Source organism: Salinibacterium sp. ZJ70 (assembly GCF_011751865.2).
Taxonomy (GTDB): domain Bacteria; phylum Actinomycetota; class Actinomycetes; order Actinomycetales; family Microbacteriaceae; genus Homoserinibacter.
The window spans coordinates 596,970-622,809 of the sequence record NZ_CP061770.1 but is presented as its reverse complement, the minus strand read 5'-3'; the positions used below and the strand labels follow the sequence as shown (position 1 = coordinate 622,809).

Genomic DNA, 25,840 nt, shown 5'->3' with positions numbered 1-25,840 from the left:
AATTGCATACAATGAGAATGCAATCGACCCGCAAAGGAGCATCATGAGCAACTCGTCCGCGACTCAGCCTGCCGACGTCATCGTCATCGGCACAGGAAACGCAGCCTTCGCCGCTGCCCTCTCGGCCGCCGACCACGGGCGTCGCGTGCTCATGCTCGAGGCAGCCGCGTTCGGCCGCCACGGCGGCAACAGCTTCTTCACGGCGGGCGCCACCCGCATCACCCACGACGGACTCGACTCGCTGAGCGATCTCATCGAGCACGACGACCGCCACGCGGTCACCGAGGTGCCGCCCTACACGGCCGAGAACTACCTCGGCGACCTCGCCAAGGTCACCGAGGGCGAGAACGACCCCGAGCTCTCGCAGGTGCTCGTCGAGAACGTCAGCGACACCATCCGCTGGCTGAAGAACGACCACCACCTGAAGTACCGCCTCATGTACGAGCGCCAGGCCTACGAGCGCGCCGACGGCACCTACCTCTTCTGGGGCGGCCTGCACGTGGGCAACGTGGGTGGTGGCGAGGGCATGATCGCCGACTACCTCGCGGAGGCGGAGCGCCTCGGGATCGAGATCCGCTACGAGCACCGCGTCACCGACTTCGTCGTCGAGGACGGCGCCGTCGTGGGTGTCACCGCGACCACCCCGGACGGCGAGCAGACACTGCGCGCCGCATCCGTGATCCTCGCCGCGGGCGGTTTCGAGTCGAGCGCCGAGATGCGCGGCAAGCACCTCGGCGAAGGCTGGGAGAACGCGATCGTGCGCGGAACGCTCGAGAACACGGGCGCCCTGCTCGAGGCTGCGGTGGCGATCGGCGCGGACCGCGCCGGCGGATGGAGCACCTGCCACTCGACGGCGTGGGACGCCTGGCACCCCGAGAGCACGAGCAACCTCGAGCTCACCAACCGCCTCACGCGCCAGAGCTACCCGCTCGGCATCGTCGTGAACCTCGACGGCGAGCGCTTCGTCGACGAGGGCGCCGACTTCCGCAACTACACGTACGCGAAGTACGGACGCGAGATCCTGAAGCAGCGCGAGTCGGTAGCGTTCCAGCTGTTCGACGCGAATACCCGCCCCATGCTCCGCACCGAGGAGTACGACATGCCGGGCGTCTCGGTGCGCACGGCCGACACCCTCGAGGAGCTCGCCGCGCAGATCGGCGTCGACGCCGACGGCCTCGTCGCGACGGTCGCCGCGTACAACGCGGGCATCCAGGCCGACGTGCCGTTCGATCCGACGGTTCTCGACGGACGTCGTTCGGATGTCACCCCGCCGAAGAGCAACTGGGCGCTCGCGCTCGACACCGCCCCGTTCTACGCCTACCCGGTGACGTGCGGCATCACATTCACGTTCGGCGGCCTGAAGGCCGACACGGATGGGCGCGTGCTCACCGCGGAAGGCTCCCCCATCCCCGGGCTGCTCGTGTGCGGTGAGGCGCTCGGCGGCCTGTTCGCGCACAACTACCCCGGCGGCTCCGGCCTCGCCGCGGGCATGGTGTTCGGTCGCCGCGCGGGCGCTATCGCCTGATTTACTGGGGGCTGAGATTCCGGGCGACGAGAAGGGAGACCGCGTGACCGATTCTGCATCCGTCACCGCGCCTGACGTCGCCGGGATCGGCAGCCTTCAGCCTGGCCAGGTCGCCGCGCTGCGCACCCTCCGCGGGGTGCCGCAGCGCGGCGACACGGTCGGGCAGGTCACGGGCGCGATCCGCGAAGCGGTGCTGCAGGGCGTGCTGCCCGCGGGTTCGTGGCTGCGCGAGGACGACCTCGCTGCGGCGCTGCAGGTGAGCCGCACCCCCATCCGCGAAGCCCTCCGCACACTCGGCGAGGAGGGCCTGCTCGAACGCACCGCCAACCGCGGCAGCGTCGTGGCGCGCATGACCTTCGACGAGCTGGCCTCCGTGTACGCGATGCGCGAGACCCTCGAAGGCCTCGCCGCTCGGCTCGCCGCGGGCCGTACGAGCCCGGCGCTCGTCGAGCGGCTCACCGGCATCCACGAGGCGATGGCGGATGCCGTGGAGTCGGATCCGTCAGCGCTCGCCCATCTGAATCTCGACTTCCACCGCGCCATCGCGGAGGCCGCCGAGAACCCCTACCTCACCCGGTTCCTCGGCCAGATCGAGAACGCCCTCCGCCGCCTCACCCAGACCACCTACGCCCACGGCGACCGCGCCACCGCAGCCCACGACGAGCACCGCGCCATCATCGACGCGATCGCCGCCGGCGACGGGGCTCGCGCCGAAGACGTCGCCCGCTCCCACATGCGCAACGCCCGCGACGTGCGCATCGCGCAGCTGCTCGGGGGTTAGGGGGGCAGTCCCCCTCACCGATCCACGCCGAACGACTCCAGTAGGTCTTGGGTCGTGCGACCGCCCGGGAGCTTAACCTCACGGCAGTCACGGCCTTCCCGCTGCAACACACGATTGTTGACTTCTTCGAGATAGTGAACCAACGCAAGCACTACCGAGCAGACTTGCTCGTACGACACATGAAGCGGCTGCCCTGCCACAAACCCTGCGTCCGGACAGACTTCCACGAATCGGTCATCGACAACTCCCCCTCGATGCGCAATCACGTTTCGCATCGCTTTTGCCAGGTGAAGAACCTTCTTGATGTTCGGGTCGACGAGGCCGCCTAGTCCCACGGCGTCCAACCGCAATTCGAACTGAGAGACACCGCTTCGGCCGCCAACCCGCTGGCCATTTGAGTACTCATCAAGAATGTACCGCGCGCGCTCCGCCTCGCCCATGTGAAGCAATAAGCCAGCATTCACCTTGACCTTGGATAGGGGTTCCGACAACGCAAGCGCCGGGCGCAATCGCAAGCTCTCGACACAGACATCAGCAACAGCAGCCTCAACAGCCCCCCACGCGCCCACCAAAGCATGACTATGGAGCAGCGGAAAACCGCGCGCCAACTCGCGTTCAGCCAGGACCCCAGCTTCCCTTGCGCGTGAAACGCGCTCCTCGCTCTCCGCGGGGTATTCGCCATGCGCCTGGACCCCCACGAGCGCGTGAGCTCCCTGCCGGGTCAAGTCGACAAGCCCGAGAACGTCAGCAACGTATTCGATCGCGCTCGCAATGATTTCCCCGTACTTGAGTCCCGAATCACCTTGGAGGTCCATTCGCACAAGATAGCGAGGCCAGCACTCAACCTGGAGTACGGAACACCTAAGCCCCTCACCCCTCCGGGTAGTGGAACACATCATCGAGCCGCACGCCGAGGACGCGCGCGATCTGGAAGGCCATCTCGAGTGAGGGCGAGTAGCGGCCCTGTTCGATCGCGATGATCGTCTGACGGGTGACGCCCACCTCCGCGGCGAGCGCGGCCTGGGTGATGGAGCGGGCGGTGCGGAGCTCTCGGATGTCGTTGGTGACGTTCGTGGCCTTAACCACCGAACACCCCGCGCAGCGCCCGGATGCTCATGATCGCTCCGATGCTCGAGCCGATGGCGCCGAGCGCGAAGAGGGTGTTGCCGATCCAGAAGGCGTCGAGCTCGAGCATCGCCATCACGAGCACGACGGCCGTGCCGACGGCCATGATCGACTGGCCGATGCGGTCGCCGTAGCGTTCGATCTGCTTCTCGCGCACATCCGCTTTGCCGGGTTCGCGGCGGGTGATGATGGCGCTCACGATCGAGATGATGATCGACAGCACGATGGTGCCGACGATGCTGATGCCGATCGCCCACAGCATGGGAATCTGCCAGTCGATGTCGCCGGGCGGCGTACTGGCGAGCTGCGGGAGAACGATGAATCCGTAGACGATCGTGGTCACGACGATGAGGGTGAGGGACGCCCAGCGGCTCACCTCGGTGAGACTCATGGGCTCGCGGTCGTCATCCGCGAGAGGGTGGATGTCGGTCATGTTCCGACCGTACGACCAGCACCATGCGATGTCAAGAATTCTTTACATCGCATGGTGTCTGTCACGCGCGACGACGCCGCGACCCCGTCGGCGCCGCCCGATGGAACCAGCGGTTCTCTCCCGAACTGGGGGCGGTGCGGCCTGGGCCGGCCTGTGATGATCACGCCATGGTTGCGTTCTCCTTGCTGCTGCGGACAGGCGGTTTCGCCGCGGGAGTCATCACGTTCATTGCGATCATCCAGGCGTTCGGCGGTCGCTCGTGGTGGGTCGCCATCGTCTGGGGTGTCGTTGCTGTCGTCCTGTCATCGTGGGGACGCGCGACTCTGATGAGCGCCAACCGGAAGGAGGCCGAGTACCTCATGGGGGGTCTCGCCTCGATCATCGATTCCTCGCCGCAGCTCAGCGAGGCGATCGAATCCGCTTCGCAGACAGGTGGACGATTCGCCAGCGCCCCCATCGGCCAGAAGATGCCGACGGCAGCAGGCGCCATCGGGCAGCTCGTCACGATGATTCTCGTCTGGGTTCTGACGATCGGCGGGCCGATCGCGATGGTCGTGGGCTGGTTCTTCGCCATCGACGGCAACTGGGGGGTGCTGCTTGCTGGCATGGCGGCCATGGTCGTGGGTTCATGGATCACATCAGCCAATCGCGATGGGTTCACCCGGAGCGACCTGGGCGATCTGGCAGCCGCGGCCCTCCCCGGAACGACCTCAGGCCCATCTCCCGAGATCCGCAGATCCCTGTGGACCGTCGCCCAGGGAATCGTCGATTCGTCGATTCCCCTGGAGCACCGCGTGTCCATGATCGCCGGCGTGTACCAGGATCTGGTCCGCGCGTGGGGCCGGGATCAGGCCGCACGTCCCGCCTGATCAGCACTCGGAGTCCGCGTAGACAGGAACCCATTCACTTCCAGGGAGCGCGTTACCGAGTATTGCGGAAACCCAGCCGATGGCGGTGGCGGTGATTAGCGTGGAGCACATGACCGACGCACTCGCGCTTCCGCATCTCGTGTCGACGCAGTGGCTCGCCGACCACCTGGGCGGCTCCGCGCTGCTCGTCGTCGATGCCTCCGTCGTCGCCTTCACGCAGCCGAGCGGTGCGAACGGCTACCTGAGCGGGCACGAGCAGTACGTGCTCGAGGGCCACATCGTGGGCGCCGTGTTCGCCGACCTCATCGAGGATTTCTCCGACACCGAAGGCACCTACCCCTTCACGCGCCCGCAGCTCGCGCAGTTCGCTGCCGCGGCGGGCGCACTCGGCGTGGCGCCGGAGACCACGGTCGTCATCTACGACACCTCCGTGGGCCAGTGGGCCGCGCGCCTCTGGTGGCTGCTGCGCTCCTTCGGGCACGACCGCGTCGCGGTGCTCGACGGAGGGCTCACGAAGTGGAAGGCCGAGGAGCGCCCCGTCGACCTCGGGCACGTCGTGCCGCCTCCCGCCGTGTTCGAGGGAGTCGAGCGCCCCGACTTCTGGGCCGACAAGGCCGAAGTGGAGGCCGTGGTGCGCGGCGAGATCGTGGCCTCGCTTGTGTGCTCGGTGCCGCCCAAGGAGTTCACGGGCGAGTTGTCGCCGCGCTCCCGCGCCGGCCACATCCCCGGCTCGATCTCGGCGCCCGCGACCCGGCTCGTGAACCGAGAGACCAACGCAGCGCTGCCGGCCGCCGCTCTGCGCGAGACCTTCGCGCACGCCCTCGGGGCCCCGCGCCTCATCGTCTACTGCGCGGGCGGCATCGCGGCGACCGCCGCAGCTCTCGCGCTCACGGTGCTCGGCGAGACCAACGTGGCCGTGTACGACGGGTCGCTCAACGAGTGGACCGCCGACCCCGACGCGCCCCTCGTCACCCTCGCGGCCTCCTGAGCCGGTCGCCGCTCACGCACTGAGCGCGGCGGCGAGCTCCTCGGCATCCGTCGTGGGCAGCCGGCACACGACACCCTCGCACAGGTAGGCCGTCGTCGCCTCCCCCTTCACCGTGCGGTCGGCGAACACCGAGAGCCCCGCCTCGGCGAGAGCCGACGCCTGCTCGGGCGTGACGATCGCGAGCGTGCGCCCCGGCGCCGCCCACGCGCGCGCCCGCGCCACGAGCGCGTCATCCGCACCCTCGCTCGGCACGAGCACGATGAGCTGAGATTCGGATGCCACGAGCCGCTCGGCGACGGCGAGCGTCGCCCCGAAGGCGATCGGCCGCGCGAGGGCCGGCTCGAGCAGCGGGCCGAGCACCGCCTCCGCAGCCCGCACGAAGCGGGCCTCCCCGGTGAGCGAGGCGAGCTGTGCGGCAGCGGATGCGAACAGCGCCGCGCCGGAGGGCGTCGCCCCCTCGGTCTGGTCGACGTCGACCGCGATGCCGCGTGCCGAGAGCACGGGGTCTCCCCCGCCCGGCACCCGCACGATCACGGTGCCGCCGTCGTCGGCGATGCACGCCTCGATGAGGCGCCGCGCGGTCTCGGCGAGCTCGGCATCCCCCGCGGCGAGCGCGAGACGCAGCAGCCCGCCTGCGAGACCACCCACATCTTCGAGAGTCGCCGTCGCATCCGATGCCCGACCGTCACGCACCGCGCGGCGCACGCGCAGCCCATCAGGGCCGTCGACGAGCGCCTGGGCGAGCACCGCATCCGCCGCCTCCCGCGCCGCGACGATCCAGTCGGCCCGATCGAACCGCACCCCCGCGTCGGCGAGCGCGCCGATCGCCATGCCGTTGAGGCCGGTGAGCACCTTCTCATCGAGGGCGGGCGGTGCGAGGCTCTCGCGGCCGGCGGCGTCGAGCGCGTAGTAGCCGCCCTCGTTGCGCACCCCGTCGAAGATGCTCTCGGAATCCTGCGCCGACGCGAACGCGCCACCCGGCAGCCGCAGCACCTTCGTGAGGAACCCGGCCACAGCGGCCGCGGTCGAGGCATCGCCGAACCCGGTCGCCGCATCGAGCAGCTGGGCGTTGTCGGAGAGCATGCGCTCGTAATGCGGGTGGCTCCAGTCGCGGTTCACGGCGTAGCGGAAGAACCCGCCCTCCACCGGATCCCGCAGCGCCTGCACGGCGTCGTACAGCCGCCGCGCGAAGGCACCGGATGCCACATCGCCGTGCCGCCCCCGTTCGGCGAGGAACGCGATCACGGGCGCGTTCGGGAACTTCGCATCCGTGCCGAACCCGCCGAACGCCGGATCCTCGAAGCCCGTGAGCTCGGACGCCGCGGCGGTGAGCTGCTCAGCGCTCGGCAGCGGGGTCACGACAGTGGGGATGGCGTTGATCGCCTCCGCGACAGCGGCACCCGTGGCCTCCACCTGGTCGCGGTGGCCCGTCCACGCCTCCGTCACGGCGTCGAGCACCTGCTCGAACGACGGCATGCCCTGCACGGGCTGCGGCGGATAGTACGTGCCGGCGAAGAACGCGCGCCCCTCGGGAGTCGTGAACACGGTGAGCGGCCAACCGAGCTGCTGGGTGAACGCGCTCGCCGCCGCCATGAACGCGGCGTCGACCTCGGGATGCTCCTCGCGATCCACCTTGATCGCCACGAACCGGTCCGCGATCTTCGCGGCGAGCGCGGCGTCTGAGAACGACTCCCGCGCCATCACATGGCACCAGTGGCAGGTGGCATAGCCGATGGAGACGAGCACGGGCACATCGCGCCGCGCGGCCTCCGCGAAGGCCTCCTCGCCCCAGGGCCACCAGTCCACCGGGTTGTCGGCGTGGGCACGAAGATACGGACTCACCGCGTCGCGAAGTCGCTCAGCCATGCGCTCCACCCTAGGCGCGGCTCCCCGCACGCGCTGGGTACGAAGAAGGGGTGCGGACCCACCACGATCCGCACCCCTGTGGGCTCCATCATATGACGGACACGACACCTATGGGGTGCACCGACGGCTCTAGCCGCGGGGCGTCGCTCGCCCTAGGCTCGCGCCTATGACGACCACCACCCACGTCACCTACATCGGCGGACCGACGGTCGTGCTGGAGTACGCGGGATGCCGCATCCTCATCGATCCGACGTTCGACGCCCCCGGCCACTACCCGGAGGCGGGGCTCACCAAGACGGCCGGCCCCGGCATCCCGGCGTCGGTCGTGGAGCCGGTGGATGCGGTGCTGCTGAGCCATCACGCCCACGCCGACAACCTCGACACCACGGGGCGCGAGTTCGCGATGAACGCCCCCGTGGTGCTGTCGACGCCGGAGGCGGAGGCCGAGCTCGGCTCGCCCGTCGTGGGCATGCGGCCGTGGCAGACCTACCGCCTGGGCGATGTCACGATCACGGCCCTGCCGGGAAGCCACGGGCCGCGCATCATGCGCCCGCTCATCGGCCCCGTCACCGGGTTCATGCTGAGCGCACCGGGCGAGCCGAGCGTGTTCGTCTCGGGCGACAACTCGTCGCTCGCGCTCATCCGCGAATCGGCGAAGCGTCTCGGCGGTGCCGACCTCGCGGTGCTCTTCGCGGGAGCGGCGCGCGTCATGCCGTTGCCTGCGGCGCTCACGCTCACTTCGCAGAAGGCCGTGGAGGCGGCGCGCATCATGCGCGCGCGGCACGTGGTGGGCGCCCACGTGGAGGACTGGGCGCACTTCTCGCAGTCCCGCGCCGACCTCGAGAAGGCCTTCGCGGATGCGGGCCTCGCAGACGCGCTGCTGACCACGCCTCGCGGCGAACGGGTGGCGATCCCCCACTGAGCACTCGGCTCGACTGCCCGGCGGGGGATCGTCTGCCGATCAGAAGAAGTCGACCTCGGGGTTGGCGCTCACCCGCAGACCGCGATCGAGTCCGTTGATCGCCTCCATCTCGGCATCCGAGAGCTGGAAGCCGAAGACGTCGAAGTTCTCGACCATGCGCTCCCGCGAGGTGGTCTTCGGGAAGACGATGATGTCCTGCTGCAGGTGCCAGCGGATGACGACCTGCGCGGGCGTCACGCCGTGCGCCTCGGCGGCCGCCACGATGGGTGCCTCGGAGAACAGCTCGTACTTGCCCTGACCGAGCGGGCCCCACGCCTCGGTGCGGATGCCGAGGGGCTCGCTGAACGCCCGAAGCTCACGCTGGGCGAACGCGGGGTGCAGCTCGACCTGGTCGACCGCGGGCACCGTCTGCGATTCGGCGATGAGCCGCGCGAGGTGCTGCTGGTGGAAGTTGGAGACGCCGATCGAACGGGTGCGGCCGTCGGCCTTCATCTGCTCGAGCGCGTGCCAGGTCTCGACGTAGAGGTCGAGGTCGGGGCGGGGCCAGTGGATGAGGTAGAGGTCGACGTAGTCGAGGCCGAGCTTCTCGAGGCTCGCGTCGATCGCGGCGAACGCCGTGTCGGTGCCCTGCTCCGAGTTCCACAGCTTCGTCGTGATGAAGAGCTCATCGCGCGCAATGCCGGACTTCGCGATCGCGCGGCCCACGCCCTCCTCGTTGCCGTAGATGGCGGCCGTGTCGATGTGACGGTAGCCCACCTCGAGCGCGTCGGTGACGATGCGCTCAGTCTCGACCGGATCCACCCGGAAGACGCCGAAGCCGAGCTGGGGGATCTGGTTGCCGTCGTTGAGGCTGAGGAAGGGAACAGTCATCTCCCTATCCTCCACCGGCAGAGCACCGAGTGGCCACTTTCTGCCGCGACGAGGCGGCTCCGTCATCCTCGCGGGGTCAGTCTTCTCCGGCGAAGAACTCGCCCGACTCGACGGCACGCTGCACCGCCGTCGCCCCGAACTCGAACCCGCTCGGCACGCCCTCGGCGTCCTGTGGGGCCCACGTCGACGGATCGCGCACGATCATCGGCCTGGTCGGAACAGTCGGCGCCGCACCGTCCTCGTCCTCATCGAACGGCAGATACCGCTTGATGGTCTCCCACCACGTCAGCTCTCTCTGCGGCGGGGAGACGTAGGCCGGGCGCGTCTCCCACCGGATCACGATAGAGCCACTGATAGACGACCATGGCTTGGGCGCGACCACCGGAAGCGGATACACCGAGATCCCCGGTGCCACATAGCCTGAGCCGCCGCCACCGACACCCGTCTTCCAGAAGTACTGCGAGTCGGTCGTGGGCTGGCCTGCACCGCCGCCACCGCCGACCAGGCCCCCACCGCCACCCGAGCCAGGCGTCCAGGTGTCGGTGGCAGGGGGCTCGAGCACGGTGCCGCCCGTGCCGCCCTTCCCTGCGCCGTCCTTGCCCCCCACTTCCGACGAGACGTACGCGTCCATCGCCTGGCCGTCTTCTCCGGGGGTGGCCCCCTCAGCCGCCCATTCGCCCGCGGCTGTCTTCCGCCCATCGCTGGGGCCACCCTCGGCACCCCCGGAGCGCTCGCCGTCGAGATCGAACCAGAAGTAATGGCTCGCTCCACCTCCACCCACGCCGGGGGCGTAGCGGGTGGCGCCCGATCCGCCGCCTGCGATGAGAAGCGGGATGTACTGGTCTTGCCCGTCCTGGCGGTACACCACGCTGGCGCCGCCCCCACCACCGGCATACTCGCGCGCCCCGGGCAGGGATGCACCACCAGAGCCAGGGGTGCTCGTCCCCTTCTTCACCACTCCCCGCGCACCGAGGTAGAACCCCAGCTGCTCACCAGCCGGGATGTTCATCGGGTTGGTCTTGAAGTTGCCCCCAGGCCCACCGAGGAAGTCAGTCGACCCCCCGGATCCGCCTCGCACTTCGAACGTGATGTTGTACGCGTTGCTCGGGACCATCCATCGATAGTGCCTATCCGGCAACGACTCATCGAGGTTGATCCAGCATCCGTCCGCCCAGCAGTAGGGGTCGGGATAGACAGGATAGCCGGACAAGCCACGTTCAGGTGCGGCGACCACGGGCTCGGGCTGAGACACCACTCCGCCAGCGACGAGCGCCGCGACGGCGAGGGCCGCGACCAGCGGGGCTGAGCGACGCACGCCGCTCATTCCTGCGATCCGATCACCCCGGCGAACCCGGCATACAGGTTCTCGATCGCTTCACGCAGGCTCATGTCACTGTCGCCGAAGTACTCCACGAGGTCGTCGAGCTTCCACTCTCCCGCCTCCTTCACCAGCACCAGGCGCGAATTCTCGATGGCCCCCGGATCGGTGTCTGCCTTCTCGATGGCCACCTCGGCACGCGTCTGCAAGCGGTTCAGCGAGATGTGATCAGGCGACGGGGTTCCCCCTGCCGACGCCAGATCCTCCGGGATCGGCGACACGATCTCCGCGTCGTACTCCGCCAGACGATCCGCCATCTCGATCACCTCGAGGAACGAATCCGACGCAGCAGCGCGCGCGTCCGCAAGCGCCGACGTCGCAACCTCCACCAGTTCATCCCGCACCGCGTCATCGATCACGACGCTTGCCCCTGCCGGCACGTCGGCCGCAGGAGTCGCGGTGCATCCGGCAAGCAGAGCCGCGACAGCCAGCACAGAAGCGGGGACGAGAAGCAGACGAGACGCAGGAGTGTTCATCCCGCCACGATAATGGTTACGTAGACGCCGTCCAAATATCGCAACGGCGTCTACCTCCTGTCCGCGATCAGCGGTAGCGGCGCCCCTCGTCGCGGCGGTAGAGCGCGAGCGCGAGCGTGAGCAGCAGCAGCGTCCACACGATCGAGCCGGCGAGCTCGAGCAGCGGCAGCTCGCCGCCCTGCACGGCCCAGATGACGAGCTCGCGCGCCTCACGCGAGGGCAGGAAGCGCGAGGCCGTGTCGAGCCAGTCGGGGAACATCATCGGAGGCAGGAACAGCCCGCCCGCGAACGCGAGCCCGAACATCACGATCTGGATGACGGCGATCGCGGCCTTGAACGGCAGCGCGTAGCCGATGGCGATCCCCGCGAACACGAACGGCAGCGACGACAGCAGCAGAATCACGGCTCCGAACAGGACCTGGCCAGCATCCGCCGTGGCCGCGGTGAAGAGGGCACCCATCGCGAACAGCGGCACGAGCGACAGGATCCCGATGAGGCCCACCGAGAATACCTGCCCCAGGATGCGCGCACCCGCAGGCGCTGGAAGGGTGCGCACGTAGGGCTCCCACGGAGTCTCGCGGGCCTGCGAGATGTTGAGTCCGTATGCGAACAGCGCGTTCACCATCACGGCGAACACCATGAGCTGGATGACGGCCTGGGTGGCGCCGGCCGGATCGTCAACCAGCGCACGCTGCGGAAGGATGAAGAACGCGAACGAGAGCGCGGGGAACACGATCGGGCCGATCACGGCCATCGGCACGCGCACCGTCTCGAGCAGGTTGTACTTCGTGTGCAGCAGGCCGAGGCGAAGCACGGACGCCCCGGATGCGGCGTACACCGCCGACGTTCGAGCCGCGGCGGATGTGGTGGTTGCGGTGGTCATGCGGCTTCTCCTCGCACGATCGAGAGGAAGGCTTCCTCGAGAGTGGCGCTGCGCAGCTGCAGCTGGCTGAAGGGGATGCGCGCCTCGATGAGGTCGTGCACGAAGGCATCCGAGTCGCGCAGCGAGAGCTCCAGGACCTCGCCGTCGATCCGGGCGCCTGCGACCTGAGGGAGGGCGGCGACGCGCTCGGCATCGGGGCTGCGCAGGCTCGCCCAGCGGGTGCCGACCGAACCGATGACGGTCGCGAGGTCGTCATCGGCGAGCACACGGCCGTCGGCGATCACCGCGACGCGTTCAGCAAGCTGCTCGATCTCTTCGAGGTAGTGGCTCGTGACGACGATCGATGCGCCCGCGTCGCGCTGGCGGCGGATGGCCTGCCACAGAACGTGGCGGCCGTCGATGTCGAGCCCGGTGGTGGGCTCGTCGAGCAGCACGAGCTGGGGGCGCCCGACGAAGGCGAGGGCCACGCTCAGGCGGCGCTTCTGCCCGCCCGAGAGGGCGCCGGTCTGGCGCTTCAGCAGCTCGGCGAGGCCGAACTCCTCCGCGAGCTCACCGGTGGGGATGCGGTCGCCGAAGTGCCCGCCCACGAAGTCGATGACCTCGCCCACGCGCAGCGTCTCGGGCAGAGCCGTCTGCTGCGGGGTGGTGCCGAGGTGCTGGCGGGCGGCGGCATCCCGCGGGTCGCGCCCGAACAGGCGCACGGTGCCGGCAGTCGGGCGGATGAGGCCCGAGATGAGCGACAGCGTCGTGGACTTGCCGGCGCCGTTCGGCCCGAGGAGCCCGAAGATCTGGCCGTCGCGGATGTCGAGGTCGAGACGATCGAGCGCGGTGACCGTGCCGTAGGTGCGGGTGACGCCGCGCAGCTCCGCGAGCGCGCTCATGCGAGCTCACCACCCAGGAGCGAGCGCAGCTGCTCGGTGTAGTTCTCGAACGCGTTGCGTCCGGTTCGCGTCAATGCGAGGTAGGTCACGGGGGTCCGTCCTTGGTGGGTTTTCTCGACACGCACATAGTCGGCGTCTTCGAGCTTTCGGAGGTGGGTGGAGAGGTTGCCGGCGGTCATGCCGAGCAGCTCCTGAAGGCGGGGGAACGCGATGCGATCTCCCGGGTCGAGGGCCGCGAGCGAAGCGGTGATGCGCAGGCGAGCGGAGGCGTGGATGACGGGGTCGAGGTCATCCATCACAGCCTCCGGTTGCGGACGGCCGCGATGACGCCGCCGACGAGCAGAGCGGGACCGGCGATGAACGCCATCGCGAGCAGGTGGTTCGGGTACCCGAACACGGGCGTGACGCCAGCCGCGACGGCGAGGATGATCGCGATCACGAGCTGGTCGAGCGAGTGCCAGAGCATCGCGCCGGCGAGGTAGAGCGCGGCGACGAGAAGCGCGTAGGAGGAGGTGAAGTAGATCGAGGCGAGCTCGGGCGACATCCCCTGCCGGATGAGGGAGAAGCCGACCGAGGCGATCGCGAACCCGAGGATCGGCCACGAGAGCCCGTAGATCGTGCCGACCCACTCGCTTGTGCCCTTGATCCCGCGGTTGCTGCGGATGCCGACCACGGCGGAGATGACGGCCGCGGCGAAGATGAACGCGGCGAAGGCGATGGTGGCCGGCACCTGGGGCAGCGCGATCGGCGATCCGGAGCCCGGCGATCCCGCCCAGTACACGACATAGCCCACGAGCCAGGCGACGCCCCACACGAAGTAGTAGACGGGGGTCTGCGCTTCGAGGGCACGCCGCACGGTGGTGGTCTCACCCTGGATGAGGGCGAGCATCTCGCGCGGGTCGAGGGGGGCGTCGTCCGCGGGATCGGTGCGCTGGTCGCTGGTCATAGGTACTTTGTAACGCAAAGTGCTTTGATGGTCAAGCCTGTTTGCATCGCCGGGCGACGTACGATGAAAGGCTCATGTCGCCCGAGAACACCCCCAGCATCCGCATCGTCTACCCGCCCGAGCTGCCCGTCAGCCAGGCGCACGACGAGATCATCGACGCCATCCGCGACAACCAGGTGGTCGTCATCGCGGGCGCCACCGGCTCCGGCAAGACCACCCAGCTGCCCAAGATGTGCCTCGAGCTGGGGCGCGAGAAGATCGGCCACACGCAGCCTCGACGCATCGCCGCGCGCTCCATCGCGGAACGCGTCGCCTCCGAACTCGGCGTCGAACTCGGCGGCGTCGTGGGCTACCAGGTGCGATTCGACGACCGCACCAAGGTCGACACCCGCATCAAGCTCATGACCGACGGCGTGCTGCTCGCCGAGCTCACGCGCGACCGCGACCTGCGCGCCTACGACACGATCATCATCGACGAGGCCCACGAACGCAGCCTCACGATCGACTTCCTGCTCGGCTACCTCAAGCGGCTCCTCCCCCGACGCCCCGACCTCAAGGTCATCGTCACCTCGGCGACGATCGACCCCGAGAGCTTCGCCCGCCACTTCGCCGACGCGGATGGCGAACCCGCCCCCGTGATCGAGGTCTCCGGCCGCACCTATCCGGTCGAGATCCGCTACCGCCCCCTCGTGGGAACGGTTATGCAGGACGACGACGACGTTATGCAGGACGCCGTCTCCGTTATGCAGGACGGCAGCGACGTTATGCAGGATGCGGCGCGTCCGTCGTCCGGAAACCCGGGTCTATCGGGCCGGACCGCATCCGGATCTCCTGCACAACGGAATCCGGTTCCTGCACAACGGAACGGCGGTCCTGCACAACCGCAAGCGCAGGCGCAGGCGCAGGCGCAAGCGCAGGGGGCAGCGGACAGTGGCGACGTGCAGCAGGGCATCATCGACGCGCTCGTGGAGCTCGGGCGCGAGGCCCCGGGCGACGTGCTCGTGTTCCTCTCGGGCGAGTCCGAGATCCGGGATGCCGCGGATGTCGTGAGCGGTCGCTTCGGCAGCGACACCGAAGTCGTGCCCCTCTATGGGCGTCTCTCCGCCGCCGAGCAGCACCGCGTGTTCGACACGAAGCGCACCCCCGGCATCCGCCGTCGCGTCGTGCTCGCCACCAACGTCGCCGAGACGAGCCTCACCGTGCCCGGCATCAAGTACGTCATCGACGCCGGAACCGCGCGCATCAGCCGCTACTCGCCGCGCGCCAAGGTGCAGCGCCTGCCCATCGAGGCGATCAGCCAGGCGAGTGCCAACCAGCGCTCGGGGCGCGCCGGCCGCACGAGCGACGGCATCGCGATCCGCCTCTACTCGGAGGACGACTTCGCGCGCCGCCCCGAGTTCACCGACCCCGAGGTGCTGCGCACGGGCCTCGCCGCCGTCATCCTGCAGATGCTCGAGCTGCGGCTCGGCGACATCCGCGAGTTCCCCTTCCTCACGCCGCCCGACTCCCGCGGCATCGCCGACGGCCTCGACCTGCTCTCGGAGCTCGGCGCCGTCGACAACGAGCAGCGCATCACCCGCACCGGCCGCGACCTCGCACGCCTGCCCGTCGACCCGCGCTTCGGGCGCATGCTCGTGGAAGCCAAGAAGCACGGCGTCGTGCGCGAGGTCGCCGCGATCGTCGCCGGGCTCTCGATCCAGGATCCGCGCGAGCGCCCCCTCGAGAAGCGCCAGCAGGCGGATGCCGCGCACGCGCGGTTCCGCGATCCGGGATCCGACTTCATCTCGCTGCTGAACCTCTGGAACCACCTCGAGGAGAAGCAGAAGGAGCTCTCGTCGAGCGCCTTCCGCCGCATGTGCAAGGCCGAGTTCCTCAACTACCTGCGCGTGCGCGAATGGCAGGACCTCTACCGGCAGCTCGTGCGGGCCGGCAAGTCGGTGGGTCTCACACCCGGCGAGCGGTCGACGGATGCCGACGGGATCCACAAGTCGATGCTCGCAGGGCTGCTCTCGCGCCTGGGCCTGCGCGATGCCGATAAAAAGGACTACCTCGGATCCCGCGGCCAGCGCTTCGTGATCTTCCCAGGCTCCGGGCTCGCCAAGAAGAACCCCGCGGCCGTGATGGCCGCCGAGCTCGTCGAGACCTCGCGCCTGTTCGCGCGCACCGTCGCGTCGATCGACCCGGCGTGGGCGGAGCCCATCGCGGGCGACCTCGTGAAGCGCTCCTACTCCGAGCCGCACTGGTCGAGCAAGCAGGGCGCTGCGCTCGTGTGGGAGAAGGCGACCCTCTACGGGGTGCCGATCATCCAGCGCCGCCGCGCCCAGCTCGCCCGCATCGACGCACCCCTCGCGCGCGAGCTGTTCATCCGCCACGCTCTCGTCGAAGGCGACTGGCCGCAGGAGCTGGAGCGCTCGTCACTGCTCGGCTTCGACCGCGCCAACGAGCAGCTGCGCCGGGAGCTCAGCGAGGTCGAGGAGCGCACCCGCCGCCGCGACATCCTCACGGGCGACGAAGCCGTCTTCGAGTTCTACGACCGCCGCATCCCCGACGACGTGACCGACTCGCGCCGCTTCGCGAGCTGGTGGAAGAAGACCAAGGTCGAGCAGCCCGAGCTCCTCACGATGAGCCGCAGCGACCTGCTCGAGGACGACGACGCGGGCGATGCCGCGGGCTTCCCCGACGAGTGGATGCAGGGTGACGCGCGCTTCAAGCTCACCTACCGATTCGAGCCGGGCGCGGATGACGACGGCGTGACGGTGGTCATCCCGCTCGCCGTGCTCCCGCGCGTGACCGAGCGCGGCTTCGACTGGCTCGTGCCTGGCCTGCGCGAGGATCTGCTCACCGCGCTCATCAAGGCGCTGCCGAAAGCCATTCGCAAGAACGTCGTACCTGCCGCGGACTGGGCCCGCCGCCTCGGCGCCCAGCTGCCGGTGCACTCGGATGCCCCCATCGCGGAGGCGCTCGCGGAGGCCATCCGCGCCGCGACGCACACCCCCGTCACCGCCTCCGACATCGAGTGGGAGCGCGTGCCCGAGCACCTCACGATGCGCTACGCCGTCGTCGATCAGCGCGGCCGCACCCTCGCCGCGGGTCGCGATCTCGCTGCCCTGCAGACCCGCCTCGCCGAGCGCGCGCGCACCGACGTCGCCGTCGCCACCGCCGCCGCCACCCCCGGCCGCGACATGGAGCGCACCGGCATCACCGAATGGGATCTCGGCAAGCTGCCCGAGCAGGTCACCGCGAAGCAGGGCGGCTCGACCGTCGTCGGCTACCCGGCCCTCGTCGACACGGGCGCCGGCGTCGACCTCAAGGTCTTCGCGAGCCGCGCGCAGGCGGAGGCCTCGCACATCCGCGGCGTGCAGCGTCTCATCGCGCTCACGCTCCCCAACCCGCTCAGCTACGTGCAGCAGCAGCTCACCGGCACCGAGAAGCTGCTGCTCGCGACTGCGCCGTACGCCTCCACCAAGGCGCTGCTCGACGACGTCATGCTCGCCGTCGTCGAGGAGCTGAGCGAAGGCGCTTCACCCCGCACGCCCGCCGACTTCGCGGCGCTGCAGGAGAAGGTCAACGCCGGGCTCCTGGATGCGCTCTTCGCAGCCGCTGGGCTCACCGCGCGCATTCTGGGAGCCGCGAAGGAGGCCGACAAGGCCATCTCGCAGGCATCCAACATCGCGTTCATGGGCCCGCTGGGCGACGCGCGCTCGCAGCTCGGCGCCCTCATCCACCCGGGCTTCGTGCGCCGGGCGGGGCTCGCGCAGCTGCGCCGATACCCCGTGTACCTCGCGGGCATCACCTACCGTGTGCAGAAGCTCACCGAGAACCCCGGGCGCGACCGCGCCTGGCAGGTGCAGGTCGACGAAGCCACCGCGCTCTACACGAAGACGGGCGCCACGCTCCCCCATGCGGGCAACACGCCCCCGCGGCTCGTCGCCGTGCGTTGGATGCTGGAGGAGCTGCGCCTGTCGCTCTTCGCCCAGCACCTCGGCGCCGCGGGCCCCGTGAGCGTGCAGCGCATCCGCAAGGCCCTCGAGGGCTGACGGCCGCTCCGGGTCGTGCCTCAGAGGCGGCGGCGCTCCCAGGTGTCGCCCGCGCGCTCGTAGCGCAGGCGGATGTGCGCGCGATCGTGCGACGCCTGCCAGAACTCGACCTGGCCAGTGGCGATTCGCCACAGCGCCCACGTCTCCACGACAGGCACCCCCAACGCTTCCGCACGCGCGCGTGCATCGGACGCCGACTCCTCGGGCGAGGCCTGCGTCACGTGCCCCTCGACGCGCACCTGGCGCCCGCGTGCGGGCCAGAAGAAGGTGAGTGCCGCCTGACCTGACGCCGACATCTCGATGCCCGGGCGGCTGTCGAAGGGCGTGCCGATGAGCCAGCCACGCTCATCGAGGTCGCGCAGGATGAGCACGCGCGCGCTCGGTCCGCTCATGCCCGTCGTCGCGAGGACCGGCGCATGCGCCGCGAGCACGCCCGCCTGAACGGCGTCGTCGAGCCACTCGAGGAACAGCGCCTCGGGCGCGTACGGCGCCGCATCCGGATCGAACGACGGGAGCTCGGCAGGGAACGAGGGCAGAGCCCTCAGTCGCCTCCGCAGCTCGTCGCTCATAGGGTGACGTCGCCGACGCCCCAGCTGGCGAGCAGCTCGCTGAAGTGATCCTTGGTGACCCCCAGGTGGGTGCGCATAGCGCGCGCCGCGGCATCCGGATCCTGGTGGCGGATCGCGTCGAGGAGCGCGTCGTGGCCATCGAGGCTGGCTTCCTTCACGAACTGGAAGTCGAGTGCGTCGACCGGCTGGAACATCGCCACCCTGGCATCCTCGATCGCACTCGTGAGGCGTGGGTTGCGGGCGGCCGCGGCGATCGCGAGGTGGAACCTGGTGTCTGCGGCGCGCAGGTCGCGCAGCAGCGTGGCCTCGCGCAGCTCGCGCTGCGCCTCCACCATCTCGTGCAGCTCCTCGTCGGTGCGTCGGACGGCCGCCAGCTGGGCGGCGGCCGTCTCGACGACCGAACGGAACTCGACGAGCTGGATGATCTCCTCGCTGCGCGCGGCGACCTCCGTGATCATCTGGGTGCGATCGACGAATGTCTCGAGCACGATCGCGCCGCCGCGGGCGCCGCGGCGGATCTCGATGTGGCCGCCGCCCTCGAGCAGGCGGTACGCCTGGCGCAGGGTCTCGCGCGCCACACCGAGGTGCTCCGCGAGCTGGCGCTCCGCGGGCAGACGGTCACCGGGACGCAGCCTGCCGAGCATGAATTCCCGGCGGAGGTGATCCACCACCGCCTGGTAGCCCAGCACGCTGCGTGCCGACATCGGTTCGATCTGCGTCACCACGATGAGTGAACCCTAACGGTCAGAGGGGAAGACCAGCGGGATCCTCTCCCACGATCCGTGCACCGACGGCGAAACGAGCCAGGCCCGCGTCGCCGTGTCCTCCGAGGCCGGAGGCCCCGAAGAACGCCTGCTCGGACTCGGGAGACATGTCGAGGACGCTCGAGGAGTTGACCTTGACCTCACCCGCGTCGAGACGCACACCGAGCGCACGCGCGGCCGCGCCGTCCGCCGAGTACACGTACCCGGCGAGACCGACCTGGCCGCTGTTGGCGCGCGCGAGCGCCTCCGCGTCGGAGCCGACGGAGGTGATCGTGAGGATGGGGCCGAAGACCTCGACCCCGGGCTCCACATCCGCGTCGATCACGAGCGTCGGCGCGATGAACCAGCCCTCCTCGGGGATCTCGTGCACCGTCACCACGCGTCCGCCTGCCGCCGCGAGGGCGTCGCGTTGCGCGAGCAGCTCGGTGCGACGGCCTTCGTAGGCGACCGGCCCGACCTCGGATGCCTCGTCGAGGCTCGACCCGACGCGCACGCTCATCAGACGCGCGACGAGCGCCGCCTCGAGCTCCGCGGCACGCTCACGCGCCACGTAGACACGACGGGGAGCCTCGCACCACTGACCCGAGAGCTTGAGGAAGCCCGAGACGAGGCTGTCGGCGGTGAGCTCGATGTCGGCGTCCGCACGCACGATCGCGGGGTTGTTCGACCCGAGTTCGAGGTGCAGTCGCGTGAAGTTCGGCGCCGCGGCGGCCGCGATCGCGCGACCGGTGGGGGTCGATCCCGTCATCGAGACGGCACGCACGCGCGGGTCGGCGACGAGCGCCGATCCGATGTCCGCGCCACCTTCGACGAGCGAGACGAGGCCCGCTGGCGCGCCCGCGCGCACCAGCGCCTCCATCACGAGCTGTGCGCTGAAGGGCGACGCCGGCGAGGGCTTCACGATGGCGGGCGAGCCCGCCATGAGCGTGTAGGCGAGCTTCTTGACGACCATGGCGCTCGGCGCGTTCCACGGCGTGATGAGCGCCGTCGGACCCCACGGGATCCAGTGCACCTTCACGTCGCGGTCGTCGGCGGGCACGGCACGCGCGTCGCCGAGGGCACGGAAGTGCCCGATCGCGGCGCGGACCGCGCCACCATTGCTGCCGCCGAAGAGACGGGTGAGCGAGACGGGCACGCCGGAGTTCACCGCATCGAGCACGGCGATCGGCTCCGCGAGCGCGTCGAGCTCGTCGGCGAAGCGCTCCATGATGGCGGCGCGGCCCTCGACGCCGAGCGCGAGCCAGTCGCCACGCACGTGCGCGGCGTGAGCTGCCGCGATCGCGGCCTCCAGCTGCGCGGGCGACGACGTGGTGCCCTCGGCGAGCACCGCTCCCGTGTTCGGGTCGACCACGGGGCCCGCACCCGGACCGGCAGGCGCTTCGGGTGCGCCACCGATCCAGGTGCGGGTCTCGGGAATGGGGGGAAGCGAGACGGTCATCTCAGATCCGATCGAAGTAGCGGCGGAGCTGCCAATCGGTCACCGCGGTCTGCGCGACGTTCCACTCGTGCTCGCCCATGATCCGGTAGTGCGACGCGTCCTGCTCGCCGAGCATCTCGGTCACGAACGCGGATGCACCGAAGTCGCGAGCCGCCTCGAAGAGGGTCGTCGCCACCTGCACGCCCGCGTCGCCGTTGTAGGCGTTGCCCGTCGACATGGCCGGCGGCTCGAGCTCGCGCGTGACGCCGTCGACGACGGACGCGAAGATGCCCGAGAGGGTGAGGTACGGGTTGGTGTCGGCGCCGGGGATGCGGAACTCGAAACGCAGCGACTTGGGCGCGTGGCCCACGACGCGCACCGAGCAGGAGCGGTTGGCGATGCCCCAGGTGCGACCGAATCCGGCGACGTCCTGCGAGTTGGATCGCACGTAGCCGTTGATCGTCGGCACGTACCAGAGCATGAACTCGGGCAGGTGCTCGAGCACGCCGGCGACCGCGTGACGCATCGTGTCGCTGAAGTGGTGCTCACCCGTCTCCGACCAGAGGACGGGAGCTCCCGCGTCGTCGACGAACGACGTGTGCACGTGGCACGAGGATCCCGCCTGGTCGGCGAGCGGCTTCGCCATGAACGTGACGCTCATGCCGGCGCGGGTGGCCGAGTCGCGCACGGCCATCTTGTAGAGCGCATGACGGTCAGCCATCTCGAGCGCCTCGCCGTAGACGAAGGTCATCTCCCACTGGCCGGTGCCCCACTCGTTCTGGGCGGCCTCGACGAGAATGCCCGACGCCTTGAGGTCGGCGCGCAGCTTCTGGAAGAAGGGCTCGTAGGTGTTGCCCTCCTGCAGCATGAAGTCGCTCGCGTAGAGGGTGGTCGGCTCGAGCTCCTCGCGGAAGCCCGACTTGCGCAGCGACCGCGGGTTGTTCTCGAAGAGGTAGAACTCGAGCTCGGTGCCCACCTGCGGGGTGAGGCCCTTCTCCTTGAGCGCCGCGAGCTGGCGCTTGAGGATGACACGCGGCGACAGCGTGAGCGGCTCCCCCGTCACCGGGTCTTCGGGGTCGCCGAAGACGACGGCGACGCCGTCGAGCCAGGCGGCACGCCGGAGCGTCGACAGGTCGGGGCGCAGCAGCACGTCGGGTGCGCCGTTGTCCATGCTGCAGACGGCGAGCTTGCCGGCGTCGATGAGGTCGAACGACTGGTCGACATCCCACGCCCACGCGCACGTGCAGATCTCGAGGCCGTGGTCGGCGATGTCGAGGAAGATCTCGACGGGGACGCGGCGTCCCGCGAGACGCCCTGAGACGTCCGGGGTGACCACCATGACGGTGGTGATGCCCGCCGACTCGAGTTCGTCGACGGTGAGGAAGCCCTCGCGCTTGGTCATTGTGTGTTTCCTAACCTTGATGACGAGTCAACTCAGCGAGTCAACCAGCCGCCGTCCACGGGAAGCTGAATGCCGTCGATCCAGCTGGCCTCATCCGAGAGCAGCCACGACACAGCCGAGGCGATGTCCGAGGGCTGACCCACGCGCTTCACGAGCAGACGCTGGCCGAGGAACTCCATCGCCTCAGGGCTCGTGACGCCCTCCAGGTCGAAGAAGTTCGTGGCGATCGGGCCCGGGGCCACGCAGTTCACGCGGATGTTGCGGTCGGCGAGCTCGATGGCGAGCGCCTTCGTGAGCATCGGCACGCCGCCCTTGGAGGCGTTGTAGTGAGGCTGCGCGGTCGAGCCGCTCGTCACGACCACGAGGGCCTCGACCGTCGAGAGGTTCACGATCGCGCCGCCGCCGGCGTTCGCGATGTACGGCGCCACGGTCTGCGCGACCAGGAACTGACCCTTGAGGTTAATGTCGACGACGAAGTCCCACGCGTCCTCGGTGAGGGTGTCGAACGAGTGGTTCGTCACGACTCCCGCGTTGTTGACGAGGAGGTGGATGGCGCCGAACGCCTCGACGCCCTTCTCGGCGGCGGCCGCGATCTGCTCCTTGTTGCGCACATCGACCTGCGCCGCGATGGCCTCGCCACCGGCCTCGACGATGAGCGACACCGTCTCCTCGGCCGCCTCCAGGTTCACGTCGGTGATGACCATCTTGGCGCCCTCACCGGCGAGACGCAGAGCGGTCTCGCGTCCGATGCCCGAGCCGCCGCCGGTGATGAAACCGACCTTGCCCTCATGCCGCTTCGTCATGGTGTGCCTCCTGTGTGTCGTTCTTCTGTTCTGCGATCTCACGGGCCGTGTCGACGACCCAGCGGAAGATCGGATCCGCCTCGAAGGTCTCGGGGTGCCACTGCACGCCGAGGATCCGTCCGTCTTCGTGCTCGATGGCCTCGATGGTGCCGTCCTCGGCCCAGCCGACCACCTTCAGACCCTCGCCGGGGGTGGCGACGGCCTGGTGGTGGAACGAGTTGACGCCGAGCTCGATGCCCCACACGGAGGCGTGCACCGAGGTCTCATCGAGGGTCACGCGGTGCGTGATCGCGGCACGGGGGGCGGTGAGCGGCAGGTGCCGCGGCCCCTCCTCGCCGTCGAGGTGCTGGATGAGCGTGCCGCCGAAGGCGACGTTGATCACCTGGTGGCCGCGGCACACGCCGAGCACGGGGATGCCCGCCTCGTGCGCGAGCGCCAGCGCGGTGAACTCGAGCTCGTCGCGCTCGGGCGAGCACGGCCCCGTCTCCGGGGCCGGCTCCGCACCGTAGCGCGCCGGGTCGACATCCTCGCCGCCCGCGATCACGAGCGCGTCGAGACGCGGCATGACCTGGGCGATGTCGGTGTCGAGCGGGATGAAGACGGGCACCCCGCCGGCACGGGCCACGCTGGTCGCGTACTCGGCGAAGTACACATCAAGAGGGGCGTCGGTGAATCCCTGGGGGGCGCCGAGGATGGATGCGGGGCGGCGCCGCCCGGTGATTCCGACAAGGGGGGAAAGGGGCCTCACTTGGCGTCGGCCTCCTCGAGCTCGGGCTCGTCGGCGCTGATCGCCGTGATGTTCTCGTACACGGGCGAGTTCTTCGAGCGCAGCACGAGCGCCTGGATGACGCCGATCACGGGACCTGCGACGACGACCGCGAGCAGCACGCTCGACAGCAGTCCCCAGGTGGGCTCACCGGCCGCGTCGACGTCGCCGACGAGCAGCGGGAAGTTCATCGCGATGAGCACGGCCGAGACCGCGAGTCCGATGAGTCCCAGTCCGGGCGCGATGAGGGTGCGCCAGGGGTTGGTCTCCGCCTTGGTGCGGGCGAAGAACACGATCACCGCGAGGCAGGTGGACGCCATGAGGATCACGATCGCGAGCGTCGCGACGCCGGCGAACCAGGTGAACGCGTTGATCGGGCCCATGCCGCTCAGCAGCACGACGAGCATGAAGATCGCTGCGGTCGAGGCCTGCACGAGCGAGGACACGTGCGGCGAGGAGTGCTTCGGGTGAACTGCGGCGAGCTTCGACGGCAGAACGCCGATGCCGCCGAGCGAGTACTGGTAGCGGGCGATGACGTTGTGCAGCGAGAGCACGGCGGCGAACATGCTGCCGAGGAAGAGCACGGCGATGACGATGGCACCCACGGTGCCGAGGTAGTCGCCCGTGATGACGGCGAGGTCGGAGAGCTCACCGGCGGCGTTCATCTCGAGGAGCTTCTGCGGGCCGATGCCGTTGACCATGGCCCAGCCGGCGACCAGGTAGAAGAGGCCGATGATGATGGCCGACGAGTACGTCGCGATCGCGATGGTGCGGTTCGGGTTCCGCACCTCGCTGCGGTAGACGACGGTCGACTCGAAGCCGATGAACGAGGCGATCGCGAACATGAGGCCGAGCGCGGGCGCTCCCGAGAGAACGTTCTCGAGCACGAAGGTCTCGAAGGTGATCCCCTCAGCACCGCCCTGGATGGCGACAGCCGCGGCGAGCATAAGCACGATGCCGATCTCGGTGAGCAGCACGACCACGAGCACCTTCGAGCTGAGCTCGATGTGGCGGTAGCCGAGGAAGCCGACGAGAGCGATCGAGGCGAGGGTGAAGACCCACCACGGGATCTCCGGGCCACCCAGCTGCACGACGTTGTTGGAGATGGAGTAGCCGAGGAAGCTGAACACGGCGCACTGCACGGTCGTGTAGCAGATGAGCGCGAGGTAGGCGGCGCCCGATCCGGGGACGCGACCGAGTCCGTGGCTGATGTAGGTGAAGAACGCTCCTGCGTGCGCCAGGTGACGGCTCATCGCCACAAGGCCCACCGAGAACAGCAGGAGGATCGCGGTCGCCACGAGGAACATGACGGGGAATCCGATGCCGTTTCCGGCGATGAAGCCGACGGGCATGATGCCGCCGACGACAGTGAGGGGCGCAGCAGCGGCGATCACCATGAAGGTGACCGACATGGCGCCGAGGGAGCCGGTGAGGCGCGGCTTCGTTGCCGGGGACGCAGTGTCTGTCATAGCCAATCCTTTCGATTGGTCTATAGAGTAGGCCATTAGGCCATTGCGCCGGCTACCCCCCGATTACGGGGATGTAAAACTTCGTGATCTGTCACCCAAGAGGGCAGTCGTCTCCCACGGACCGCACACAGCGACCGCTCAGATGGCGTCGGCTGCGCGCTCGATCGCCGCGATGTCGAGCTTCACCTGGGTGAGCATCTCGTCGATCGCCCGCTTGCGGCGGCCCGGATCCGGGTCGGCCTGCAGCTCGAGCAGACGATGCGGGACGACCTGCCAGTTGACGCCGAAGCGATCCGCGAGCCAGCCGCACTGCTGCGGCTCACCCCCACCCGCGAGAAGCGCATCCCAGACCCGGTCGACCTCCGCCTGATCCACGCAGTCGATCGCGAACGAGATCGCCCCCGTGAGCGGCGGACCGCCCGGCGAATCCATGACCGTGAACTCGAGCCCGGATGCGCGGAACGTGACGATGAACAGTCGGCCGTCGTCATCCGACATCATCCGATCGACCACCTCGGCGTCGGGGAACACCGACGCGTAGAAGTCGAGAACATCCGACAGCGGGTGGTCGAGCCAGATGAAGGGCGTGATCTTCTGCGTCATGAGAGCCTCCGCGCGCCACGCTACGCCGATGCCCACAGAGCACAAGGGGCAGGTCGAAGGTCCCTCG

The 25,840-nt window shown here is 69.3% G+C and carries 25 protein-coding genes; 6 read left to right on the top strand and 19 right to left on the bottom strand.

Annotated features, from left to right (window positions below):
- Positions 1–43 precede the first annotated feature (43 nt).
- Together tcuA and HCR12_RS03030 are read left to right on the top strand one after the other, a co-directional pair.
- Positions 44–1,525: an FAD-dependent tricarballylate dehydrogenase TcuA gene (tcuA, locus tag HCR12_RS03035; protein ID WP_166867889.1), complete on the top strand. Its 1,482-nt coding sequence runs from the start codon at positions 44–46 to the stop codon at positions 1,523–1,525.
- A gap of 43 nt (positions 1,526–1,568) precedes the next feature.
- Positions 1,569–2,306: a GntR family transcriptional regulator gene (locus tag HCR12_RS03030; protein ID WP_224763606.1), complete on the top strand. Its 738-nt coding sequence runs from the start codon at positions 1,569–1,571 to the stop codon at positions 2,304–2,306.
- Between the two features lie 14 nt (positions 2,307–2,320).
- On the opposite strand, the gene HCR12_RS03025 is transcribed toward HCR12_RS03030, so the two are convergent.
- The 3 genes from HCR12_RS03025 to HCR12_RS03015 are packed head-to-tail and all read right to left on the bottom strand — an operon-like array spanning position 2,321 to position 3,864.
- Positions 2,321–3,121 (bottom strand): hypothetical protein, encoded by an 801-nt coding sequence (locus HCR12_RS03025; protein ID WP_166867891.1) that lies wholly within the window; start codon positions 3,119–3,121, stop codon positions 2,321–2,323.
- Positions 3,122–3,176: 55 nt separating this feature from the next.
- Positions 3,177–3,392, bottom strand: a complete 216-nt coding sequence (locus tag HCR12_RS03020) for a helix-turn-helix transcriptional regulator (protein WP_166867893.1) — start codon at positions 3,390–3,392, stop codon at positions 3,177–3,179.
- Complete coding sequence (locus HCR12_RS03015; protein WP_166867895.1) at positions 3,385–3,864, bottom strand: hypothetical protein; 480 nt, start codon at positions 3,862–3,864, stop codon at positions 3,385–3,387. Before HCR12_RS03015 ends, HCR12_RS03020 begins: the two co-directional genes overlap by 8 nt.
- Positions 3,865–4,031: 167 nt before the next feature.
- Between HCR12_RS03015 and HCR12_RS03010 the strand changes: the two genes are divergently transcribed.
- Together HCR12_RS03010 and HCR12_RS03005 are read left to right on the top strand one after the other, a co-directional pair.
- Positions 4,032–4,733 (top strand): hypothetical protein, encoded by a 702-nt coding sequence (locus HCR12_RS03010; RefSeq protein ID WP_166867897.1) that lies wholly within the window; start codon positions 4,032–4,034, stop codon positions 4,731–4,733.
- Positions 4,734–4,842: 109 nt separating this feature from the next.
- Positions 4,843–5,721 carry a sulfurtransferase gene (locus tag HCR12_RS03005; RefSeq protein WP_166867900.1) on the top strand — a complete coding sequence of 293 codons (879 nt, stop codon included), beginning with the start codon at positions 4,843–4,845 and terminating at the stop codon, positions 5,719–5,721.
- Positions 5,722–5,733: 12 nt separating this feature from the next.
- Here the strand turns inward: HCR12_RS03005 and HCR12_RS03000 are convergent, their stop codons facing one another.
- Entirely contained in the window at positions 5,734–7,587 is a 1,854-nt protein-coding gene (locus tag HCR12_RS03000) for a thioredoxin domain-containing protein (protein ID WP_166867902.1), read from the bottom strand.
- Positions 7,588–7,753: 166 nt separating this feature from the next.
- On the opposite strand from HCR12_RS03000, the gene HCR12_RS02995 reads away from it, so the two are divergent.
- Positions 7,754–8,509 carry an MBL fold metallo-hydrolase gene (locus HCR12_RS02995; RefSeq protein ID WP_166867904.1) on the top strand — a complete coding sequence of 252 codons (756 nt, stop codon included), beginning with the start codon at positions 7,754–7,756 and terminating at the stop codon, positions 8,507–8,509.
- Positions 8,510–8,548: 39 nt separating this feature from the next.
- Here HCR12_RS02995 and HCR12_RS02990 read toward each other — a convergent pair whose 3' ends face one another.
- From HCR12_RS02990 to HCR12_RS02960, 7 genes are all read right to left on the bottom strand, one after another.
- Positions 8,549–9,379 carry an aldo/keto reductase gene (locus HCR12_RS02990; RefSeq protein WP_166867906.1) on the bottom strand — a complete coding sequence of 277 codons (831 nt, stop codon included), beginning with the start codon at positions 9,377–9,379 and terminating at the stop codon, positions 8,549–8,551.
- Between the two features lie 76 nt (positions 9,380–9,455).
- The gene (locus HCR12_RS02985; RefSeq protein WP_166867908.1) at positions 9,456–10,703 is read right to left on the bottom strand and encodes a hypothetical protein; all 1,248 of its coding nucleotides are present in this window, start codon (positions 10,701–10,703) and stop codon (positions 9,456–9,458) included.
- Positions 10,700–11,233: a hypothetical protein gene (locus HCR12_RS02980; protein WP_166867910.1), complete on the bottom strand. Its 534-nt coding sequence runs from the start codon at positions 11,231–11,233 to the stop codon at positions 10,700–10,702. The genes HCR12_RS02985 and HCR12_RS02980 overlap by 4 nt, the downstream gene beginning before the upstream one ends.
- A 67-nt stretch (positions 11,234–11,300) precedes the next feature.
- Positions 11,301–12,116: an ABC transporter permease gene (locus HCR12_RS02975; RefSeq protein ID WP_166867912.1), complete on the bottom strand. Its 816-nt coding sequence runs from the start codon at positions 12,114–12,116 to the stop codon at positions 11,301–11,303.
- Positions 12,113–12,997, bottom strand: coding sequence for an ABC transporter ATP-binding protein (locus tag HCR12_RS02970; protein WP_166867914.1), 885 nt, complete (start codon positions 12,995–12,997; stop codon positions 12,113–12,115). Before HCR12_RS02970 ends, HCR12_RS02975 begins: the two co-directional genes overlap by 4 nt.
- On the bottom strand, positions 12,994–13,293 hold the full coding sequence (locus HCR12_RS02965; protein ID WP_166867916.1) for a transcriptional regulator: 300 nt from the start codon (positions 13,291–13,293) through the stop codon (positions 12,994–12,996). Before HCR12_RS02965 ends, HCR12_RS02970 begins: the two co-directional genes overlap by 4 nt.
- A complete protein-coding gene (locus tag HCR12_RS02960; protein ID WP_166867918.1) occupies positions 13,293–13,943 on the bottom strand; it encodes a hypothetical protein in 651 nt (216 codons plus the stop codon). Before HCR12_RS02960 ends, HCR12_RS02965 begins: the two co-directional genes overlap by 1 nt.
- A gap of 74 nt (positions 13,944–14,017) precedes the next feature.
- Between HCR12_RS02960 and hrpA the strand changes: the two genes are divergently transcribed.
- Positions 14,018–17,980 (top strand): ATP-dependent RNA helicase HrpA, encoded by a 3,963-nt coding sequence (hrpA, locus tag HCR12_RS02955; protein WP_166867920.1) that lies wholly within the window; start codon positions 14,018–14,020, stop codon positions 17,978–17,980.
- A gap of 20 nt (positions 17,981–18,000) precedes the next feature.
- Here the strand turns inward: hrpA and HCR12_RS02950 are convergent, their stop codons facing one another.
- From HCR12_RS02950 to HCR12_RS02915, 8 genes are all read right to left on the bottom strand, one after another.
- Positions 18,001–18,549, bottom strand: a complete 549-nt coding sequence (locus HCR12_RS02950; RefSeq protein WP_166867922.1) for a pyridoxine/pyridoxamine 5'-phosphate oxidase — start codon at positions 18,547–18,549, stop codon at positions 18,001–18,003.
- Positions 18,546–19,271: a FadR/GntR family transcriptional regulator gene (locus HCR12_RS02945; RefSeq protein ID WP_166867924.1), complete on the bottom strand. Its 726-nt coding sequence runs from the start codon at positions 19,269–19,271 to the stop codon at positions 18,546–18,548. Before HCR12_RS02945 ends, HCR12_RS02950 begins: the two co-directional genes overlap by 4 nt.
- Before the next feature lie 22 nt (positions 19,272–19,293).
- Positions 19,294–20,751, bottom strand: a complete 1,458-nt coding sequence (locus HCR12_RS02940) for an aldehyde dehydrogenase family protein (protein WP_166867926.1) — start codon at positions 20,749–20,751, stop codon at positions 19,294–19,296.
- Position 20,752: 1 nt separating this feature from the next.
- Positions 20,753–22,132: a glutamine synthetase family protein gene (locus tag HCR12_RS02935; protein WP_166867928.1), complete on the bottom strand. Its 1,380-nt coding sequence runs from the start codon at positions 22,130–22,132 to the stop codon at positions 20,753–20,755.
- 32 nt (positions 22,133–22,164) lie between these two features.
- Positions 22,165–22,935 carry an SDR family NAD(P)-dependent oxidoreductase gene (locus HCR12_RS02930; protein ID WP_166867930.1) on the bottom strand — a complete coding sequence of 257 codons (771 nt, stop codon included), beginning with the start codon at positions 22,933–22,935 and terminating at the stop codon, positions 22,165–22,167.
- Positions 22,919–23,683: a gamma-glutamyl-gamma-aminobutyrate hydrolase family protein gene (locus tag HCR12_RS02925; protein ID WP_166867932.1), complete on the bottom strand. Its 765-nt coding sequence runs from the start codon at positions 23,681–23,683 to the stop codon at positions 22,919–22,921. Before HCR12_RS02925 ends, HCR12_RS02930 begins: the two co-directional genes overlap by 17 nt.
- Entirely contained in the window at positions 23,680–25,170 is a 1,491-nt protein-coding gene (locus HCR12_RS02920; RefSeq protein ID WP_166867935.1) for an APC family permease, read from the bottom strand. The genes HCR12_RS02925 and HCR12_RS02920 overlap by 4 nt, the downstream gene beginning before the upstream one ends.
- A gap of 138 nt (positions 25,171–25,308) precedes the next feature.
- Positions 25,309–25,773 (bottom strand): VOC family protein, encoded by a 465-nt coding sequence (locus HCR12_RS02915; protein WP_166867937.1) that lies wholly within the window; start codon positions 25,771–25,773, stop codon positions 25,309–25,311.
- Between the last annotated feature and the right edge of the window lie 67 nt (positions 25,774–25,840).

Coding starts and splice junctions, on each gene's coding strand:
- tcuA (WP_166867889.1), top strand. CDS start 44: ATGAGCAACTCGTCCGCGACTCAGCCTGCCGACGTCATCGTCATCGGC.
- HCR12_RS03025 (WP_166867891.1), bottom strand. CDS start 3,121: ATGGACCTCCAAGGTGATTCGGGACTCAAGTACGGGGAAATCATTGCG.
- HCR12_RS03015 (WP_166867895.1), bottom strand. CDS start 3,864: ATGACCGACATCCACCCTCTCGCGGATGACGACCGCGAGCCCATGAGT.
- HCR12_RS03010 (WP_166867897.1), top strand. CDS start 4,032: ATGGTTGCGTTCTCCTTGCTGCTGCGGACAGGCGGTTTCGCCGCGGGA.
- HCR12_RS03005 (WP_166867900.1), top strand. CDS start 4,843: ATGACCGACGCACTCGCGCTTCCGCATCTCGTGTCGACGCAGTGGCTC.
- HCR12_RS03000 (WP_166867902.1), bottom strand. CDS start 7,587: ATGGCTGAGCGACTTCGCGACGCGGTGAGTCCGTATCTTCGTGCCCAC.
- HCR12_RS02995 (WP_166867904.1), top strand. CDS start 7,754: ATGACGACCACCACCCACGTCACCTACATCGGCGGACCGACGGTCGTG.
- HCR12_RS02990 (WP_166867906.1), bottom strand. CDS start 9,379: ATGACTGTTCCCTTCCTCAGCCTCAACGACGGCAACCAGATCCCCCAG.
- HCR12_RS02985 (WP_166867908.1), bottom strand. CDS start 10,703: ATGAGCGGCGTGCGTCGCTCAGCCCCGCTGGTCGCGGCCCTCGCCGTC.
- HCR12_RS02980 (WP_166867910.1), bottom strand. CDS start 11,233: ATGAACACTCCTGCGTCTCGTCTGCTTCTCGTCCCCGCTTCTGTGCTG.
- HCR12_RS02975 (WP_166867912.1), bottom strand. CDS start 12,116: ATGACCACCGCAACCACCACATCCGCCGCGGCTCGAACGTCGGCGGTG.
- HCR12_RS02970 (WP_166867914.1), bottom strand. CDS start 12,997: ATGAGCGCGCTCGCGGAGCTGCGCGGCGTCACCCGCACCTACGGCACG.
- HCR12_RS02965 (WP_166867916.1), bottom strand. CDS start 13,293: ATGGATGACCTCGACCCCGTCATCCACGCCTCCGCTCGCCTGCGCATC.
- HCR12_RS02960 (WP_166867918.1), bottom strand. CDS start 13,943: ATGACCAGCGACCAGCGCACCGATCCCGCGGACGACGCCCCCCTCGAC.
- hrpA (WP_166867920.1), top strand. CDS start 14,018: ATGTCGCCCGAGAACACCCCCAGCATCCGCATCGTCTACCCGCCCGAG.
- HCR12_RS02950 (WP_166867922.1), bottom strand. CDS start 18,549: ATGAGCGACGAGCTGCGGAGGCGACTGAGGGCTCTGCCCTCGTTCCCT.
- HCR12_RS02940 (WP_166867926.1), bottom strand. CDS start 20,751: ATGACCGTCTCGCTTCCCCCCATTCCCGAGACCCGCACCTGGATCGGT.
- HCR12_RS02935 (WP_166867928.1), bottom strand. CDS start 22,132: ATGACCAAGCGCGAGGGCTTCCTCACCGTCGACGAACTCGAGTCGGCG.
- HCR12_RS02930 (WP_166867930.1), bottom strand. CDS start 22,935: ATGACGAAGCGGCATGAGGGCAAGGTCGGTTTCATCACCGGCGGCGGC.
- HCR12_RS02920 (WP_166867935.1), bottom strand. CDS start 25,170: ATGACAGACACTGCGTCCCCGGCAACGAAGCCGCGCCTCACCGGCTCC.
- HCR12_RS02915 (WP_166867937.1), bottom strand. CDS start 25,773: ATGACGCAGAAGATCACGCCCTTCATCTGGCTCGACCACCCGCTGTCG.